This is a genomic window from Streptomyces sp. NPDC093260, assembly GCF_040683715.1.
Taxonomy (GTDB): Bacteria; Actinomycetota; Actinomycetes; order Streptomycetales; family Streptomycetaceae; genus Streptomyces; species Streptomyces sennicomposti.
On the sequence record NZ_JBFBEK010000039.1, the window covers coordinates 25,684 to 41,095 of the forward strand.

General features: G+C 72.4%; 15 protein-coding genes. 9 read left to right on the forward strand and 6 right to left on the reverse strand.

Translation table 11 applies throughout. From position 1 onward, the window contains the following. Positions 1–126: 126 nt before the first annotated feature. Positions 127–762, reverse strand: coding sequence for an FMN reductase (locus AB0N63_RS32990; protein WP_365534996.1), 636 nt, complete (start codon positions 760–762; stop codon positions 127–129). Further along, positions 759–1,877 carry an LLM class flavin-dependent oxidoreductase gene (locus AB0N63_RS32995; RefSeq protein WP_365534999.1) on the reverse strand — a complete coding sequence of 373 codons (1,119 nt, stop codon included), beginning with the start codon at positions 1,875–1,877 and terminating at the stop codon, positions 759–761. Before AB0N63_RS32995 ends, AB0N63_RS32990 begins: the two co-directional genes overlap by 4 nt. A 309-nt stretch (positions 1,878–2,186) precedes the next feature. On the opposite strand from AB0N63_RS32995, the gene AB0N63_RS33000 reads away from it, so the two are divergent. From AB0N63_RS33000 to AB0N63_RS33010, 3 genes are read left to right on the forward strand one after another with little or no spacing between them, the layout of a single operon-like run. After that, positions 2,187–2,528, forward strand: a complete 342-nt coding sequence (locus AB0N63_RS33000) for a YnfA family protein (protein WP_009189967.1) — start codon at positions 2,187–2,189, stop codon at positions 2,526–2,528. Between the two features lie 50 nt (positions 2,529–2,578). Then, a complete protein-coding gene (locus AB0N63_RS33005; RefSeq protein ID WP_365535002.1) occupies positions 2,579–3,355 on the forward strand; it encodes an SDR family NAD(P)-dependent oxidoreductase in 777 nt (258 codons plus the stop codon). Next, entirely contained in the window at positions 3,352–3,543 is a 192-nt protein-coding gene (locus AB0N63_RS33010) for a hypothetical protein (RefSeq protein WP_365535005.1), read from the forward strand. The genes AB0N63_RS33005 and AB0N63_RS33010 overlap by 4 nt, the downstream gene beginning before the upstream one ends. A 176-nt stretch (positions 3,544–3,719) precedes the next feature. Here AB0N63_RS33010 and AB0N63_RS33015 read toward each other — a convergent pair whose 3' ends face one another. Next, a complete protein-coding gene (locus AB0N63_RS33015; RefSeq protein WP_365535008.1) occupies positions 3,720–4,913 on the reverse strand; it encodes an RtcB family protein in 1,194 nt (397 codons plus the stop codon). Between the two features lie 215 nt (positions 4,914–5,128). Between AB0N63_RS33015 and AB0N63_RS33020 the strand changes: the two genes are divergently transcribed. From AB0N63_RS33020 to AB0N63_RS33030, 3 genes are all read left to right on the forward strand, one after another. Continuing rightward, positions 5,129–6,010, forward strand: a complete 882-nt coding sequence (locus AB0N63_RS33020) for a DUF3558 domain-containing protein (RefSeq protein ID WP_365535011.1) — start codon at positions 5,129–5,131, stop codon at positions 6,008–6,010. Positions 6,011–6,152: 142 nt separating this feature from the next. Further along, on the forward strand, positions 6,153–7,052 hold the full coding sequence (locus AB0N63_RS33025) for a DUF3558 domain-containing protein (RefSeq protein WP_365535014.1): 900 nt from the start codon (positions 6,153–6,155) through the stop codon (positions 7,050–7,052). Between the two features lie 127 nt (positions 7,053–7,179). Next, positions 7,180–8,472, forward strand: coding sequence for a DUF2637 domain-containing protein (locus tag AB0N63_RS33030; protein WP_365535016.1), 1,293 nt, complete (start codon positions 7,180–7,182; stop codon positions 8,470–8,472). A gap of 67 nt (positions 8,473–8,539) precedes the next feature. On the opposite strand, the gene lysS is transcribed toward AB0N63_RS33030, so the two are convergent. Further along, a complete protein-coding gene (lysS, locus tag AB0N63_RS33035) occupies positions 8,540–10,312 on the reverse strand; it encodes a lysine--tRNA ligase (protein WP_365535019.1) in 1,773 nt (590 codons plus the stop codon). A 242-nt stretch (positions 10,313–10,554) separates the two neighbouring features. On the opposite strand from lysS, the gene argS reads away from it, so the two are divergent. The 3 genes from argS to AB0N63_RS33050 all read left to right on the forward strand — a co-directional run bounded on the left by argS (position 10,555) and on the right by AB0N63_RS33050 (position 13,919). Continuing rightward, positions 10,555–12,327 carry an arginine--tRNA ligase gene (gene argS / locus AB0N63_RS33040; RefSeq protein WP_365535021.1) on the forward strand — a complete coding sequence of 591 codons (1,773 nt, stop codon included), beginning with the start codon at positions 10,555–10,557 and terminating at the stop codon, positions 12,325–12,327. Between the two features lie 64 nt (positions 12,328–12,391). Then, entirely contained in the window at positions 12,392–12,943 is a 552-nt protein-coding gene (locus AB0N63_RS33045; RefSeq protein ID WP_365535023.1) for an SUKH-4 family immunity protein, read from the forward strand. A 178-nt stretch (positions 12,944–13,121) separates the two neighbouring features. Then, positions 13,122–13,919, forward strand: a complete 798-nt coding sequence (locus AB0N63_RS33050; protein ID WP_365535026.1) for a DUF4253 domain-containing protein — start codon at positions 13,122–13,124, stop codon at positions 13,917–13,919. Between the two features lie 21 nt (positions 13,920–13,940). Here AB0N63_RS33050 and AB0N63_RS33055 read toward each other — a convergent pair whose 3' ends face one another. Then, complete coding sequence (locus AB0N63_RS33055; protein ID WP_365535027.1) at positions 13,941–14,102, reverse strand: hypothetical protein; 162 nt, start codon at positions 14,100–14,102, stop codon at positions 13,941–13,943. Positions 14,103–14,225: 123 nt separating this feature from the next. Then, a partial coding sequence (locus tag AB0N63_RS33060; RefSeq protein WP_365535029.1) for a transcriptional regulator occupies positions 14,226–15,412 on the reverse strand: 1,187 nt, incomplete at its 5' end.

Sequence of the window (15,412 nt, forward strand, 5' to 3'; positions counted from 1 at the left end):
TGGCGGCCGGGGCGGGCGGCCCGGTGACCGCCCTTTTTACCCGCCTCTCACCGAGTCGGCGGCACCCGTCGCCTCGGTGCGGCGAGCCGCGGGCCGGTCGGCCCGGCGCGGTGAGTTCCGCCGCCGTCAGCCGCGCAGCGCGGCCAGCTGCTCCTCGAACGGCACCACCGTGAAGCCGTCCGGCTCGGCACGGCGGGCCGCCGGGGGTGCGGGCCGCTCCGCCGCGACCGGCCGTCCCGCCGTTTCCGGCAGCAGCGCCGCGAGTTCCCCCGCGGCCCGCTCGACCCGTTCGGGCAGCCCCTCCGCGCCCCAGTCCTCGGAGGCGGCGTAGACGCCGGTGGGGACGACCACGGCCCGCAGGTAGGCGAACAGCGGTCGCAGGGCGTGGTCCAGGACGAGGGAGTGGCGGGCGGTGCCGCCGGTGGCTGCGATCAGCACCGGCTTGCCCGCCAGCGCGTCCTGGTCCCGCGCCCCGAGCACGTCGAAGAAGGACTTGAACAGTCCGCTGTACGACGCGGAGAACACCGGGGTGACGACGATCAGCCCGTCCGCCTCGGTCACCGCGTCCAGCGCGGCGGCCAGGGCGGGGCCGGGGAAGCCGCTGGTGAGGTTGTGCGCGATCTCCACGGCGAGGTCGCGCACCTCGATCACCCGCACCTCCGCACCGGTGTGCGCGGCGGTCGCGGCGGCCAGCCGGTCCCCCAGCAGCCGGGTGGAGGACGGGACGCTCAGCCCCGCCGACACGACGACGAGCTTCGTCATACGGTGCTCACCTCTTCCTCCGAGTTCTCCGTCGTCCCGTCCTGGTCGCGCGCGGCCAGCAGGGACGCGTGGGTGGGGGCGTCCGGCACGTTCGCCGGACGGTTCTTCGCGAACTCCTCGCGCAGCACCGGCACGACCTGTTCGCCGAGGATGTCGAGCTGTTCGAGGACGGTCTTCAGCGGCAGGCCGGCGTGGTCCATCAGGAACAGCTGGCGCTGGTAGTCGCCGGCGTAGTCGCGGAAGGACAGCGTCTTCTCGATGACCTGCTGCGGGGAGCCCACGGTCAGCGGGGTCTGGGCGGTGAAGTCCTCCAGGGAGGGCCCGTGGCCGTAGACCGGGGCGTTGTCGAAGTAGGGGCGGAACTCGCGCACCGCGTCCTGGCTGTTCCTCCGCATGAACACCTGGCCGCCGAGGCCCACGATCGCCTGCTCCGGGGCGCCGTGCCCGTAGTGGGCCCAGCGGTTGCGGTACAGCTCGATCATGCGCTTGGTGTGGTCGGCGGGCCAGAAGATGTTGTTGTGGAAGAAGCCGTCGCCGTAGTACGCGGCCTGCTCGGCGATCTCCGGGGACCGGATGGAGCCGTGCCAGACGAACGGCGGCACGCCGTCCAGCGGGCGGGGCGTGGAGGTGAAGCCCTGCAGCGGGGTGCGGAACTTGCCCTTCCAGTCCACGACCTCCTCGCGCCACAGCCGGTGCAGCAGTGCGTAGTTCTCGATGGCGAGGTTGATGCCCTGGCGGATGTCCTTGCCGAACCAGGGGTAGACCGGTCCGGTGTTGCCGCGGCCCATCATCAGGTCCACCCGGCCGTCCGCGAGCTGCTGGAGCATCGCGAAGTCCTCGGCGATCTTCACCGGGTCGTTGGTGGTGATCAGGGTGGTCGAGGTGGACAGGATCAGCCGCTCGGTGCGGGCGGCTATGTAGCCGAGCATGGTGGTCGGGGAGGACGGCACGAACGGCGGGTTGTGGTGCTCGCCGGTCGCGAAGACGTCCAGGCCGACCTCCTCCGCCTTCAGCGCGATGGCGACCATGGCCTTGATGCGCTCGCGCTCGGTCGGGATCCGGCCGGTGGTGGGGTCCGGCGTGACGTCGCCGACGCTGAAGATCCCGAACTGCATGGTCGCTCACCCTCCAGGTTGTTGACGGTTCAACTATACCCCTGGAACCAGGCCCCACCCGCAGGTATTCCGCCCCCCTCCGACGCCTCTCCGCCCCCGCCCGCCCGGTCCGGGCACCAGCCCCCGACGAGGACCCGCGTCGAGAGGTCCACACGACCCGCGAGCGTCACGACGCACACACCGTTCCCACGGACCGACCGGCGCCCCACCGCCCGTGCCGCCCGCCGCCGAGGCCGTGCCCGCCGAAGCCGTACCCACCGCCGTGCCCGCGCCGGCCACCGCGGGCGCGGGCCGTGCGAAGCTCCCCCCATGTCGTTCGTCCTGCGTTCCGCCGCCCTCTTCGTCGTCGCCGCCCTGTTCGAGATCGGCGGGGCCTGGCTGGTCTGGCAGGGGGTGCGCGAGCACCGCGGCTGGCTGTGGGCGGCCGGCGGCGTCCTCGCACTCGGCGCGTACGGCTTCGTCGCCACCTTCCAGCCCGACGCGCACTTCGGCCGCATCCTCGCCGCCTACGGCGGCATCTTCGTCGCCGGGTCGATCCTGTGGGGCGTGGTGGCCGACGGGTACCGCCCCGACCGGTGGGACATCGGCGGGGCCCTGGTCTGCCTGGCCGGGATGGCGCTCATCATGTGGGCGCCGAGGAACGGCGGCTGAGGTTCGCCTACGCTGGTCGGAGCCGAGCGTTCGAACCCCAGGAGCAGCCCATGGCCACCGCCGCACCGTCCGCCGCCTCCCGCATCGCCGTCGTCACCGGTGCGAGCGGTGGTATCGGCGCCGCCACGGCCCGGCAGCTGGCCGCCGCCGGTTACCGGGTGGTGCTGACCGCGCGCCGCAAGGACCGCATCGAGGCGCTGGCCGAGGAGATCAACGCCGCCGGGCACTCCGCGACGGCCTACCCGCTGGACGTCACCGACCGCACGGCCGTGGACGAGTTCGCCTCCGCCTTCCAGACGGTCGGCGTCCTGGTGAACAACGCGGGCGGGGCGCTCGGCGCCGACCCCGTCGCCACCGGCGACCCGGCCGACTGGCGCACGATGTACGAGACGAACGTCATCGGCACCCTCAACCTCACCCAGGCCCTGCTGCCCAAGCTGGTGGCGAGCGGCGACGGCACGGTGGTGGTCGTCTCCTCCACCGCCGGTCACGCCACCTACGAGGGCGGAGCGGGCTACGTCGCCGCCAAGCACGGCGCCCATGTCCTGGCCGAGACGCTGCGCCTGGAGATCGTCGGGCAGCCGGTCCGGGTCATCGAGATCGCGCCCGGCCTGGTCAAGACCGACGAGTTCGCGCTGACCCGCTTCCGCGGCGACCGGGAGAAGGCGTCGAAGGTGTACGAGGGCGTCGCCGAGCCGCTGACCGCCGACGACGTCGCCGACACGATCAGCTGGGCGGTGACCCGTCCCAGCCACGTCAACATCGACCTGCTGATCGTCCGCCCGCGCGCGCAGGCGTCCAACACGAAACTGCACCGGGAGCGGTGAGGACCACGACGGAGGAGAAGCCCGGGGGAAGGGCCCCGGCGGAGCCGGACCGGGCGGCGGCGGACCGTGAACGCCTCGCCCTGGAGAAGAAGCGCGAGCGCTACGTCTGGTACTACCTCGGCTACTTCCTCTTCGGCATCCACATCGTGGCCTTCGTGATGATCTACGCGGTACGCCACGCGAAGTAGGGGAACAGGTCGAGGCGCGGCGGACCATGCGGCGGACGCCGCCCCCGCCGCCCAGGGCGTGTCTCGAAAGCCCGTACGCGGTGACGCTGCTGGAGAAACGGCTGACCGGCTGATCCGCAGCGGGGTCGGTCGGCGGCGCAGCTGCCGTGCGAGGGCCGGGTGGCGGGGCTGCCGCCTCAGCCCTTCACGCACACCACCTGCTTCAGCTTCGCCACCACCTCGACGAGGTCCCGCTGCTGGTCGATGACCTGTTCGATCGGCTTGTAGGCGCCCGGGATCTCGTCCACCACGCCGGAGTCCTTGCGGCACTCCACGCCCCGCGTCTGCTCCTCCAGGTCCGTCGTGGAGAAGCGGCGCTTGGCGGCGTTGCGGCTCATCCGGCGGCCGGCGCCGTGCGAGGCGGAGTTGAAGGACTTCTCGTTGCCGAGGCCCTTCACGATGTACGAGCCGGTGCCCATGGAGCCGGGGATGATGCCGTGGTCGCCGGAGCCCGCGCGGATCGCGCCCTTGCGGGTGACCAGCAGGTCCATGCCGTCGTACCGCTCCTCCGCCACGTAGTTGTGGTGACAGGAGATCTCCTGCTCGAAGGTCGGCTTCGCCTTCTTGAACTCCTTGCGCACCACGTCCTTCAGCAGCGCCATCATCAGCGTGCGGTTGTACTTGGCGTACTCCTGCGCCCAGAACAGGTCGTTGCGGTAGGCGGCCATCTGCGGGGTGTCGGCCACGAAGACGGCGAGGTCGCGGTCGACCAGACCCTGGTTGTGCGGGAGCTTCTGCGCGACGCCGATGTGGTGCTCGGCGAGTTCCTTGCCGATGTTGCGGGAACCGGAGTGCAGCATCAGCCACACGGCGCCGTCGTCGTCCACGCAGATCTCGATGAAGTGGTTGCCGCTGCCCAGCGTCCCCATCTGCCTGACCGCCCGCTCCTGACGGAACCTCACCGCCTCGGCGACTCCGTCGAAGCGGTCCCAGAAGCCGTCCCAGCCGGAGGTGGGCAGGGCGTGGAAGCGGCCGGGGTCCAGCGGGTCGTCGTGCATCCCGCGGCCCACCGGAATGGCCTGCTCGATCTTCGAGCGCAGCCGGGACAGGTCGCCGGGCAGGTCGTTCGCGGTCAGCGAGGTCCTCACCGCCGACATCCCGCAGCCGATGTCCACGCCCACCGCCGCCGGGCACACCGCGCCCCGCATCGCGATGACCGAGCCGACCGTGGCGCCCTTGCCGTAGTGCACGTCGGGCATGACGGCGAGGCCCTCGATCCAGGGCAGGGTGGCGACGTTCCGCAGCTGCTGCAGCGCCACGTCCTCGACCGCCGCCGGGTCGGTCCACATCCGTATGGGGACCTTCGCCCCCGGCATCTCCACGTACGACATGGCGTCCTCGTTCCCCCGGAAAAAGCACAGAAGTCTCAAAAAGCACGAACCGCATGAATCGCAATGCCGGTGCCAGGGTCGACGAAACAGGACATCGGACCGGCATCCACGGCAGTGCGTGCGATACACATTGTCTCCAGGAGACGCCCTCGCCCGGCAAGCGAATAACCGGGCGCGCCACCGGCGGGGCGGAGGAGACCGAGAGGAGCCTGCCCGTGCTGCGGAAGGCGTACGTATCCGGCGCGGCCGCGGTCCTCGCCGCGCTGCTGCTGGCCGGCTGCACCGGCGGCTCGTCGGACGGCGGCCATGCGGACGACGCCAACCCGGACGGCTCGGGCGCCGCCGCGGCCGTCGCGCAGCCCGGCAGGTACCGCACCCTGCCCGAGGCGTGCGGCGCGGTGAGCCACACCTCGCTCGACGCGCTGCTGCCCGGCATCGCGCAGCTCACGGACGTGGACCAGCGCGAGAAGGCCTACGAGGGCGAGGCCACGCTGACCTACGACACCGACCGCAAGGTGGGCTGCCGCTGGAAGGTGGACGCCCCGGCCGCCACCGACCGGCTGCACGTCGACTTCGAGCGGGTCGTCTCCTACGACAACGCGGTCAGCGACGACAGCCAGGCCGAGTCGGTGTTCGCCGCCAAGCGCACCGCCGCCGGGCTGCCCGAGCCCTCCGCGTCCTCCGCCACCACCCCGACCGGTTCCGGGTCCGGGGCCGTCCCGGGTGCCGGCGGCGGCGCGCCCTCCTCCTCCGGAGCGCCCACCCCGTCCTCGTCCGCCTCGTCGGCCTCCTCCGCGTCCTCGGACTCCGCCACCGGCTCGACCGGCTCCGGCGACGCCGGTGGCGACCCCGCCGACCTCCGGCCGCGTCTGCTGGACGACCTCGGCGACGAGGCGTTCCTCGACGACACCCTCAGCAGCTCCGGCTCGACGGCCAAGCAGCGCACCGTGACTGTGGCGTTCCGCACGTCGAACGTGATCGTGACCATCGAGTACGAGGAGCAGCCGGCCTCCGTCGGCGTGCTGCCCGACAGCAAGGAAATGCAGGACAAGGCCCGGAATCTGGCGGCCCGTCTGGCCGATTCGCTGGGCGGTTGACCTCTGCCGCACGGCACTTGGCGCGGTGGCGCGAAGCCGGTGAAGCGGAACCAGACCGCTGTTCCACCGCGTACCGTGGCCCCTCGGACCCGATCCCCGACCGCAGGAACCACGAGCCACCAGCGTCATGAGTGAAGGAACCATGCAGCGAGCACAGCGAGCCCCGCACAGTCCGCGAGCGAAGCGCCTGAACCGTGTCCTTGCCGGCGCGACGGCCGTCCCCGTGCTGTTCCTGGCCGCGGCCTGCTCCTCGGACTCCGGCTCGGACGCCGACGCGAAGGCGAGCGCGTCGGCCTCCGCCTCGTCCTCGGCGAGCGCGAGCGCGAGCGCGTCCCCGACGATCCCGGCCGCGAAGTACGCGAAGCTGCCCGAGGCGTGCAAGGCAGTGTCCGGCAAGACCCTGGACGACCTGGTGCCGGGCGGCGCGAAGTCCGCCAAGGGGGGCTCCTCCGGCGATGTGTCCACGCGGGCGAGCTGCTCCTGGAACGGCCTGGACAACAACGGCGTCAAGGGCTCCCAGTACCGCTGGCTGAACGTGTCGCTGCTGCGCTTCGCGTCCGATCCCGCGCGCGGCGCGGGCGACGAGCAGGCGCGGACGTACTTCCGTCAGCAGGTGCAGGACGCGCAGGCGGAGACCGGCGCGAAGAACACCAAGGCGCAGCCGGTGTCCAGGACGGGCGACGAGGCGACGCTGGTGCGCTACGAGACGAAGAAGAAGGAAGGCGTCTTCAAGCAGCAGACGGTGGTGGCGCGGGTGGCGAACGTGGTGGTCACCGTCGACTACAACGGCGCGGGGCTCGCCGGGGACAAGTCCCCGGACGCGGACGACCTGGCGGCGTCGGCCGAGAAGGTCGCCAGGGAGACCGTGGCCGCGGTGGCGAAGGCCAACGGCGAGGGCGGTTCCGCGACGGACCCGGCCTCCCCGTCGGCGTCGAAGTCGTCGGGCTCGTCGGCGTCCCCGTCGGCGTCGGCCGGCAAGGCGGGCGCCTCGAAGAGCGCGTCGCCGTCGGCCTCGGCCTCCGCGACCGCCGCGGACAGCTGACCGCCGCACACCGACCGGTCCACGGCCCCGGGGCCGTGGACCGGGGCATTCCGATCCGGCCACGCGTTCCCCGGACAGGTGTGCCACTCTGTTGCGCGCAACGACAGGCAACGGGAGGGGAGTACGAGTGGCCGCGCCACTGCAGCTGACTCGGATGCACCGGGTACTCATCGGCGTGGTCGTGACCGGCGCCGTGATCATCGCCGGCATCGGCTTCGCCGGTTCCTACGCGGCCGTGCGCGAACTGGCCTGGAAGAAAGGCTTCGGGAACTTCGCGTACGTCTTCCCGGTCGGCATCGACGCGGGCATCTGCGTCCTGCTCGCCCTGGACCTGCTGCTGACCTGGATCCGCATCCCGTTCCCGCTGCTGCGCCAGACGGCGTGGGTGCTGACGGCGGCGACGATCGCGTTCAACGGCGCCGCCGCCTGGCCCGACCCGCTCGGCGTCGGCATGCACGCGGTGATTCCGGTGCTGTTCGTCGTCGCCGTCGAGGCGGCCCGGCACGCGGTCGGCCGAATAGCCGACATCACGGCCGACAAGCACATGGAAGGCGTCCGCCTCACCCGTTGGCTGCTCTCCCCCCTGCCGACCTTCCTGCTGTGGCGCCGGATGAAGCTGTGGGAGCTGCGCTCCTACGACCAGGTGATCAAGCTGGAGCAGGAGCGGCTGGTGTACCAGGCGCGGCTGCGGTCCCGGTTCGGCCGGACCTGGCGGCGCAAGGCGCCGGTGGAGTCGCTGATGCCGCTGCGGCTGGCCCGCTACGGCGTGCCGCTGGCGGAGACCGCCCCGGCAGGCCTGGCGGCGGCGGGCATCGAGCCCGCGCTGCTGCCGCCGGCCCCCCAGGCGGAGGTGCCCGCGGGCGCCCGGGCGGCGGTGCCCGGTCCCCGGCAGCCGGAGGCCGCCGGGCAGCGCCCCGAGCTGGCCGGCCGCCCGGACGTGCCGCGGCCGGTCCCGGCCGCCGAGGCGGAGCCGGACGAGAGCAGCCCGTGGTTCAACACCGCGCGCCGCATCGAGTACCACGGCGGCTACGACCCCACCTACGACCCAGCCGAGCAGTACGCATCCTGGTACGAGGAGCAGCGGCAGGCCGAGCAGTACCGGGACCAGTACGAGGAGGAGCCGCCGGCGCAGGAGCCCTCCCCGGAGGAGACCGGCAGCTTCCCCATCCCGGTGGTGCCGGGCGGCCGGACCCGGGAGCTGGGCGAGGGCGGCGGCACGCCGGAGGCGGAGCCCGCCGAGGAGGACTATTACCAGGTCTTCCGCAAGTCGATCGACGGCAGCTACCCCACGGCCGCGCAGTTCGCGGACGCCGTGGAGGCAACGTACGGCATCGCGCTGGCGCAGCCCGAGGCCACGCACATGGTCGACCTCTTCACCAAGCGCTTCAACGCGCAACTGGAGGAGGACCACATCGCGTAGGCGGTACGCGTACGAGAAGGGGGCGCCCGGTGATCACCGGGCGCCCCCTTCTCGTGCTGCGAGCCGTTCAGTCCCCGAGGAGGGTGCGGACCCGGTCCTGGCCGACCGCGAGGAGCAGCGTGGGCAGGCGCGGGCCGGTGTCGCGGCCGACGAGCAGGTGGTAGAGCAGCGCGAAGAACGTCCGCTGGGCGGTCTTGATCTCCGGCGGCAGCTCCTTGGGCGTGGCGTCGGCGGAGAACCCGGCCTGGACCTTGGGCACGCCGTAGACCAGGTGGGTCAGGCCGTCCAGCGACCAGTGGTCGGCGAGTCCGTCGAGCAGCAGCCGCACCGACTGCCGGGAGGCGTCGTCCAGCGACTTCAGCAACTCGGTGTCGGGCTCGTCGCGGACGATGGTGCGCTGGTCGGCGGGGACGTGGGTGTTGATCCACGCCTCCGCCTTGTCGTACCGGGGCCGGGCCTCGTCCAGGGAGGACAGCGGGTTCGCCGGGTCCAGCTCGGACAGGATGCGCAGCGCCTGGTCCTGGTGGCCGGCGGTGATGTCGGCGACCGAGGCGAGCGTGCGGTAGGGCAGCGGGCGGGGGGTCTTCGGCAGCTCGCCGGCGGCGGTGCCCACGGCCCGCGTGTAGGCGGCCACGTCAGCGGGGAGCGCTGAGCCTCCCCCAGTGCTCGACGCCTGGGAGTCGCCCCCGGCGACCTTGGCGACGAGCTTGTCCCACTCGTCGTACAGCCGCTGGATCTCCTGGTCGAAGGCGATCTTGAAGGACTGGTTCGGGCGACGGCGGGCGTACAGCCAGCGCAGGAGCTGCGGCTCCATGATCTTCAGCGCGTCGGCGGGTGTGGGGACACCGCCGCGCGAGGACGACATCTTGGCCATGCCGGAGATGCCGACGAAGGCGTACATCGGGCCGATGGGCTGCTGACCGCCGAAGATGCCGACGATCTGGCCGCCTACCTGGAAGCTGGAGCCCGGCGAGGAGTGGTCGACGCCGGACGGCTCGAAGATGACGCCCTCGTAGGCCCAGCGCATCGGCCAGTCGACCTTCCAGACCAGCTTGCCCCGGTTGAACTCCTCCAGGCGCACCGTCTCCGAGAAGGCGCACGCCGTGCAGGTGTAGGTCAGCTCGGTGGAGTCGTCGTCGTAGGCGGTGACGGTGGTGAGGTCCTTCTCGCAGTTGCCGCAGTACGGCTTGTACGGGAAGTAGCCGGCCGAGCCGGAGCTGCCGTCGTCCTCGGCGGCGGCGCCGGAGCCCTCGGCGGCCTCCAACTCGGCCTCGTCCACCGGCTTCTGCTGCTGCTTCTTGGCCGGGGCCTTCTTGGTGCGGTACTGCGCGAGGATCGCGTCGATGTCGGCGCGGTGGCGCATCGCGTGCAGGATCTGCTCGCGGTAGACGCCCGAGGTGTACTGCTCGGTCTGGCTGATGCCGTCGAACTCCACGCCCAGCTCGGCCAGCGACTCGATCATCGCGGCCTTGAAGTGCTCGGCCCAGTTCGGGTGGGCGGAGCCCTTGGGGGCGGGGACCGAGGTCAGCGGCTTGCCGATGTGCTCGGCCCACGACTCGTCCACGCCGCTGATCCCGGCCGGGACCTTGCGGTAGCGGTCGTAGTCGTCCCAGGAGATCAGGTGCCGCACCTGGTGCCCCCGGCGGCGGATCTCGTCGGCGACGAGGTGCGGGGTCATGACCTCGCGCAGGTTGCCGAGGTGGATGGGGCCGGACGGCGACAGTCCGGACGCGACGACGACCGGTTTGCCCGGGGCCCGACGCTCCGATTCCTCGATGACCTCATCCGCGAAACGGGAGACCCAGTCGGTGGTCTCGGTGCTTTGAGCCACGGTCGGCACGTCCTCTTTCCCTGAAGTTCCCTGACGGCGCTGCGGGCGCAGCCGGTGCGACCGCGGGTGCGATCGCGGGTGTGTCTGCTCCATTGTCCCAGGCCGGGCGGCAACCGCGAAAACGCCTTTTCACCGCGTTGGACGGCCGCGGGCGCCCCGCGGTTGGCCCGTCGCCCGGAAAATTCGCTTTCCCCCGCGTGGGATACTGGCCGGGACTATCCATCCCCACGAGGAGAACGGCACCCCTTCCTATGGCCTCGGTCCAGTCCCTCACGTCCGCCGTCCATCAGCGCCTCGCGAACGCCCTCTCGGCAGCCCTGCCGGAGGCCGCCGACGCGGACCCGCTGCTGCGACGAAGCGACCGTGCGGACTTCCAGGCCAACGGGATCCTCGCACTGGCGAAGAAGGCCAAGGCCAACCCGCGGGAGCTGGCGACCCAGGTCGTCGCGCAGGTCACCGCCGGCGACCTGATCAAGGACATCGAGGTGTCCGGGCCCGGCTTCCTCAACATCACCGTCTCCGACCGGGCGATCGTCGAGAACCTCGCCGCGCGCGCCACCGACCCGGCCGGCCGGCTCGGCGTGCCGCAGGCCGACCACCCGGGCACCACGGTGATCGACTACGCCCAGCCGAACGTCGCCAAGGAGATGCACGTCGGCCATCTGCGCTCGGCGGTCATCGGCGACGCGCTGGTGCAGCTGCTGGAGTTCACCGGGGAGAGTGTGGTGCGCCGCCACCACATCGGCGACTGGGGCACCCAGTTCGGCATGCTCATCCAGTACCTGGACGAGCACCCGCACGAGCTGGACCACAAGGCGTCCGAGGTGAGCGGCGACGAGGCGATGTCGAACCTCGACCGCCTGTACAAGGCCGCCCGCAAGCTGTTCGACTCCGACGAGGAGTTCAAGACGCGCGCCCGGCGCCGGGTGGTGGACCTCCAGGCCGGCGACCCGGGCACGGTCGCGATGTGGCAGAAGTTCGTGGACGAGTCGAAGATCTACTTCTTCTCCGTCTTCGAGAAGCTGGACATGGAGGTCCGGGACCCGGACATCGTCGGCGAGTCCGGCTACAACGACATGCTCGCCGAGACCTGCCGCCTGCTGGAGGAGTCCGGCGTCGCGGTCCGCTCCGAGGGCGCGCTGTGCGTCTTCTTCGACGACATCAAGGGTCCGGACGGCAACCCGGTCCCCCTGATCGTCCAGAAGTCCGACGGCGGCTACGGCTACGCGGCCACCGACCTCTCGGCGATCCGGGACCGCGTCTTCAACCTCAAGGCCAGCACGCTGCTGTACGTGGTGGACGCCCGCCAGTCCCTGCACTTCAGGATGGTCTTCGAGACGGCGCGCCGGGCCGGCTGGCTCGGTGACGACGTCACCGCGCACCAGCTGGCGTTCGGCACGGTGCTGGGCAAGGACGGCAAGCCGTTCAAGACCCGCGCCGGCGAGACCGTCAAGCTCGAGGACCTGCTGGACTCGGCGGTCGAGCGGGCCACGGCGGTCGTCCGCGAGAAGGCCGGGAAGGTGGGCCTCACCGAGGAGGAGATCGTCGAGAACGGCCGCTACGTCGGCATCGGCGCGGTCAAGTACGCCGACCTGTCGACCTCCGCGGTGCGCGACTACAAGTTCGACCTGGACCAGATGGTCTCGCTCAGCGGCGACACCTCGGTCTACCTCCAGTACGCCTACGCCCGCATCCAGTCCATCCTGCGCAAGGCGGGCGAGGCGCGCCCGGCGGCCCACCCCGAACTGGAACTCGCCCCCGCCGAGCGGGAGCTGGGCCTCCAGCTGGACCGCTTCGGCGAGACGGTCCTGGAGGTCGCGGCCTCCTACGAGCCGCACAAGCTGGCCGCGTACCTCTACCAGCTGGCCTCGCTGCTGACGACGTTCTACGACCAGTGCCAGGTCCTGTCCCCCGACAACGCGCCGGAGGTCGTGGAGAACCGCCTCTTCCTGGTCGACCTCACCGCCCGCACGCTCCACCAGGGCATGACCCTCCTGGGCATCAGGACGCCGGAACGGCTCTGAGGGCCGGCCCGGAGGCAATCGCGAGGGGCCCCCGCTTCGGGGCCCGGGGGAGGCTGACGTCCCGGTGACCGTGACCCCCGGCGACTTGATCGAGGCCTACGGCCTGGGCAGCGTGGTCTTCTTCCCGCGCTGCCCGGCCGACGGCCGCGCCGACGCACGCTCGACGACGCTGCTCAGTTCGGTGGGCCTCCCCCACTCGGAGGTCTTCACGTCGAGGGGGGACCCGGCCGACCCCTACGAGCCGGGGTTCGACCCGGTCACCCTGGGCAGCCGCTTCGACCACTACGGAATCCCGTGCCCGCCTCAGAGCCGCACGTGGTGGTTCCTGGGACACCTCTTCACCTCGCTCATCGCCCTCGACCCGGAATCCGGCACGGTCCACGCCTTCCCCGAGAGCGAGTCGCGGCACATCCTCCTGCACCGGGACGTCGAGTCGCTGCTCCTCGGCCTCATCGAGTTCCGGAAACTGGAGGCGGCCCACGACCGGGGCGTCGACCCGCACGAACTCGCCGAGCGCTTCCGCCAGTCGGTCAGCGCCTTCGATCCCACCCCGTTCGCCGACGAGGACTCCCAGTGGAACCTGGCCCTCGAGGAACTGGAGCACGGCCTGTGGTGAGACCGGCCGTGCGGCCGGAACCGAGGCGGGCACGTGCCGGCGTCCCGCCCACGCGGGTGTGACCGCTGCCTCAGCCGTCACATCGGCCCCTGAAGACACCCGCAGCCCCCAAGAGGGCGGGTGCGAGACGGAGGGCGGGGACGTATCGATGTCAGTGGCCGGCTCTACAGTCACCGGCATGGCGACTCTTCCGAACCCGCTGCCCAAGCTGGCGGCCGATCCGAGCGGGCGTTCGCTCGGGTTGCAGCTGCCGCCCGGCGTTCTGCTCGATGCCACGGCGGATGGGCCGTGGCACGAGCCGCTGCTCTGGTACGCCGGGCGGGCGGTGTCCCCCGGCAACTGGGCGGCGCTCGGCACGCCCGCCGCCCGGGTGGGGCTGCTGCCGGTACTCGTGGACCTGGGCGGCAGTCAGGGCGGGCCCGCGGACTGGGAGTTGATGCCCGGGGAGGTGTCGTACCCCGGGGACCACGACGCCGAGGACGTCCTCGCGGAGTACTGGGACGACGACGCCGACGAGGAGCCGGACGGCGGCGAGCCGTGGCCGGGCCTCGCCGCGCCGCTCGCGCTCACCGCCGCGCCGGACGTCCGTGCCGCCGAGGTGGCGGACTCGCTCGCCGAGGGGCGGCTCTGGCTGAAGGACCCGCACCTCGCGCTCGCGCCCGCCCGCCGCAGCGCCGACATACCCGCCGCGATCGGCTGGAGCGGGCCGGTCAACCACGACAACGACGTGGCGCGCCTCTGCGCGGTCCTCCGCTCCTGGGAGGACCGCTTCGGCATACGCGTCGTCGCGCTCGGCTTCGACCACCTCACCGTGTCCGTCGCGGCCCCGCCCGCCGCCCGCGCCGAGGCGGAGGCGATAGCCGCCGAGCACGCCGCCTTCTGCCCGGACACCGTGGACCACCTGGACCCGGACCGGCTGGCGGCGTACGCGGACGGGTTGATCGGCGAGCGCGCCTGGCACTTCTGGTGGGACTGAGCCGGCCGTCCGGCTCCTGCGTCACGCCTCGACGCCGAGGCCCCCGTGGAGGCCGATGCCGGCGTCCGTCACGTCGTCGACGTCGCGGTACCGGATCTTCTCCATGTCGTCGAGGCCCGCGAGGCGGGCGGCGTCGGGGCGGTCCGGGACCGGGGCGGCGTGCACGAGGGCGTCGCCGGTCATGGGCACCTCCCTGGGGGGCCGGGTCAGGTCGTGCCGGGTCAGCTGATCGCCGGCACCGCACCTGGCGGGCCGGACAGACCTGACGGGCGCAGCCGGCCGGCCGACCCCACCGCCCGGTCCGCGTCAGCTGTAGTTCGCCAGCTCCCAGCCGTGGCCGCCCAGCGGAGAGGCGTAGTACGCCGGCCCGGAGCCGCTGGTGCGGAACGGCTTGCCGTGGTCGTCGATGCGCAGCGTGCCGTGCCGGTCGCCGCTCGACCAGTCCAGCTCCAGGTACCAGCGCACGTCGTGGCCGCTGGTGTGGCCGTTGACGTAGAAGACCTCCGGGTCGGACTCGCTCACCTTGTACGGGAAGTTCCGCTGCCCGGCGATCGGCTGGGCGAGCGGGTTGCCGAGGTCCAGGGAGACGTCGAACGACTTGGTGTCCGCCCCGCCGCCGCAGCCGTCGCCCATCGCGTACTTGTTCCAGGTCAGCCGGGGCCCGCTGCTCACGATCCGGACGTGCAGGGCCTTGAGCACGACCGTCCGCGCGTCGGTGCCCTGCACGGTGAGCACCACCATCTGGTTGTCGGCGGCGACCGCCTCCATCGACGCGACCCAGCCGACCACATCCTGCTGCGGGGGTGGCGGCAGGACGTTCCGCGGACTCCGGTCCACCAGGAAGCTCTGCTCGCAGGGCAGGTCCCAGTAGTACGGGGTGGTGCCGACCGTGAACGGCGCCGCGCCGGACCCGGCACCGGGCCGTGCGGCACCGCCGGACGGGGAGAGGGGCGACGGCGGGGCGGCGGAGGTCGTCCGGGAGGGGGACGGGGAGACCGAGGCGCCCGAAGGGGAGGGCGATGCGGAGGAGGTGCCGTCGGCCGTGCCCGCCGACCGGCCGCCGCCGTCCGTCGCGGACGACCGGGAGGCGGTCACGGCGGACGCGGCGGCCCGGCCGTCGTCGGACCGGTCCGCGCCGCCGGGCACCAGGTTCACCACGAGCGCGGTGGCCGCGGCGACGGCCACGACGCCGGCGCCGGCGAGCAGCGCGGTCCGCCTCCGGCGCTTCGGAGGGGCGGCGGCGTCGCCGGGCGCCTTCGGCTCCCCGGCCGCCTTCGCCGCCGTGGGCGCTCCCGGCTCGGTGCGTGCCTTCCCGGCCTGGGTGTCCCGCGTGTTCGCCACCGGTCCCAGGGCCGCGTTCGCCGCCGGCTCGGAGGACGGGTCCGGCTCGGGGGCCGGGGACGGGTCCGGCTCGGGGGCCGGGGACGGGTCCGGCTCGGGGGCCGGGGACGGGTCCGGCTCGGGGGCCGGGGACGGGTCCGGCTCGGGGGCCG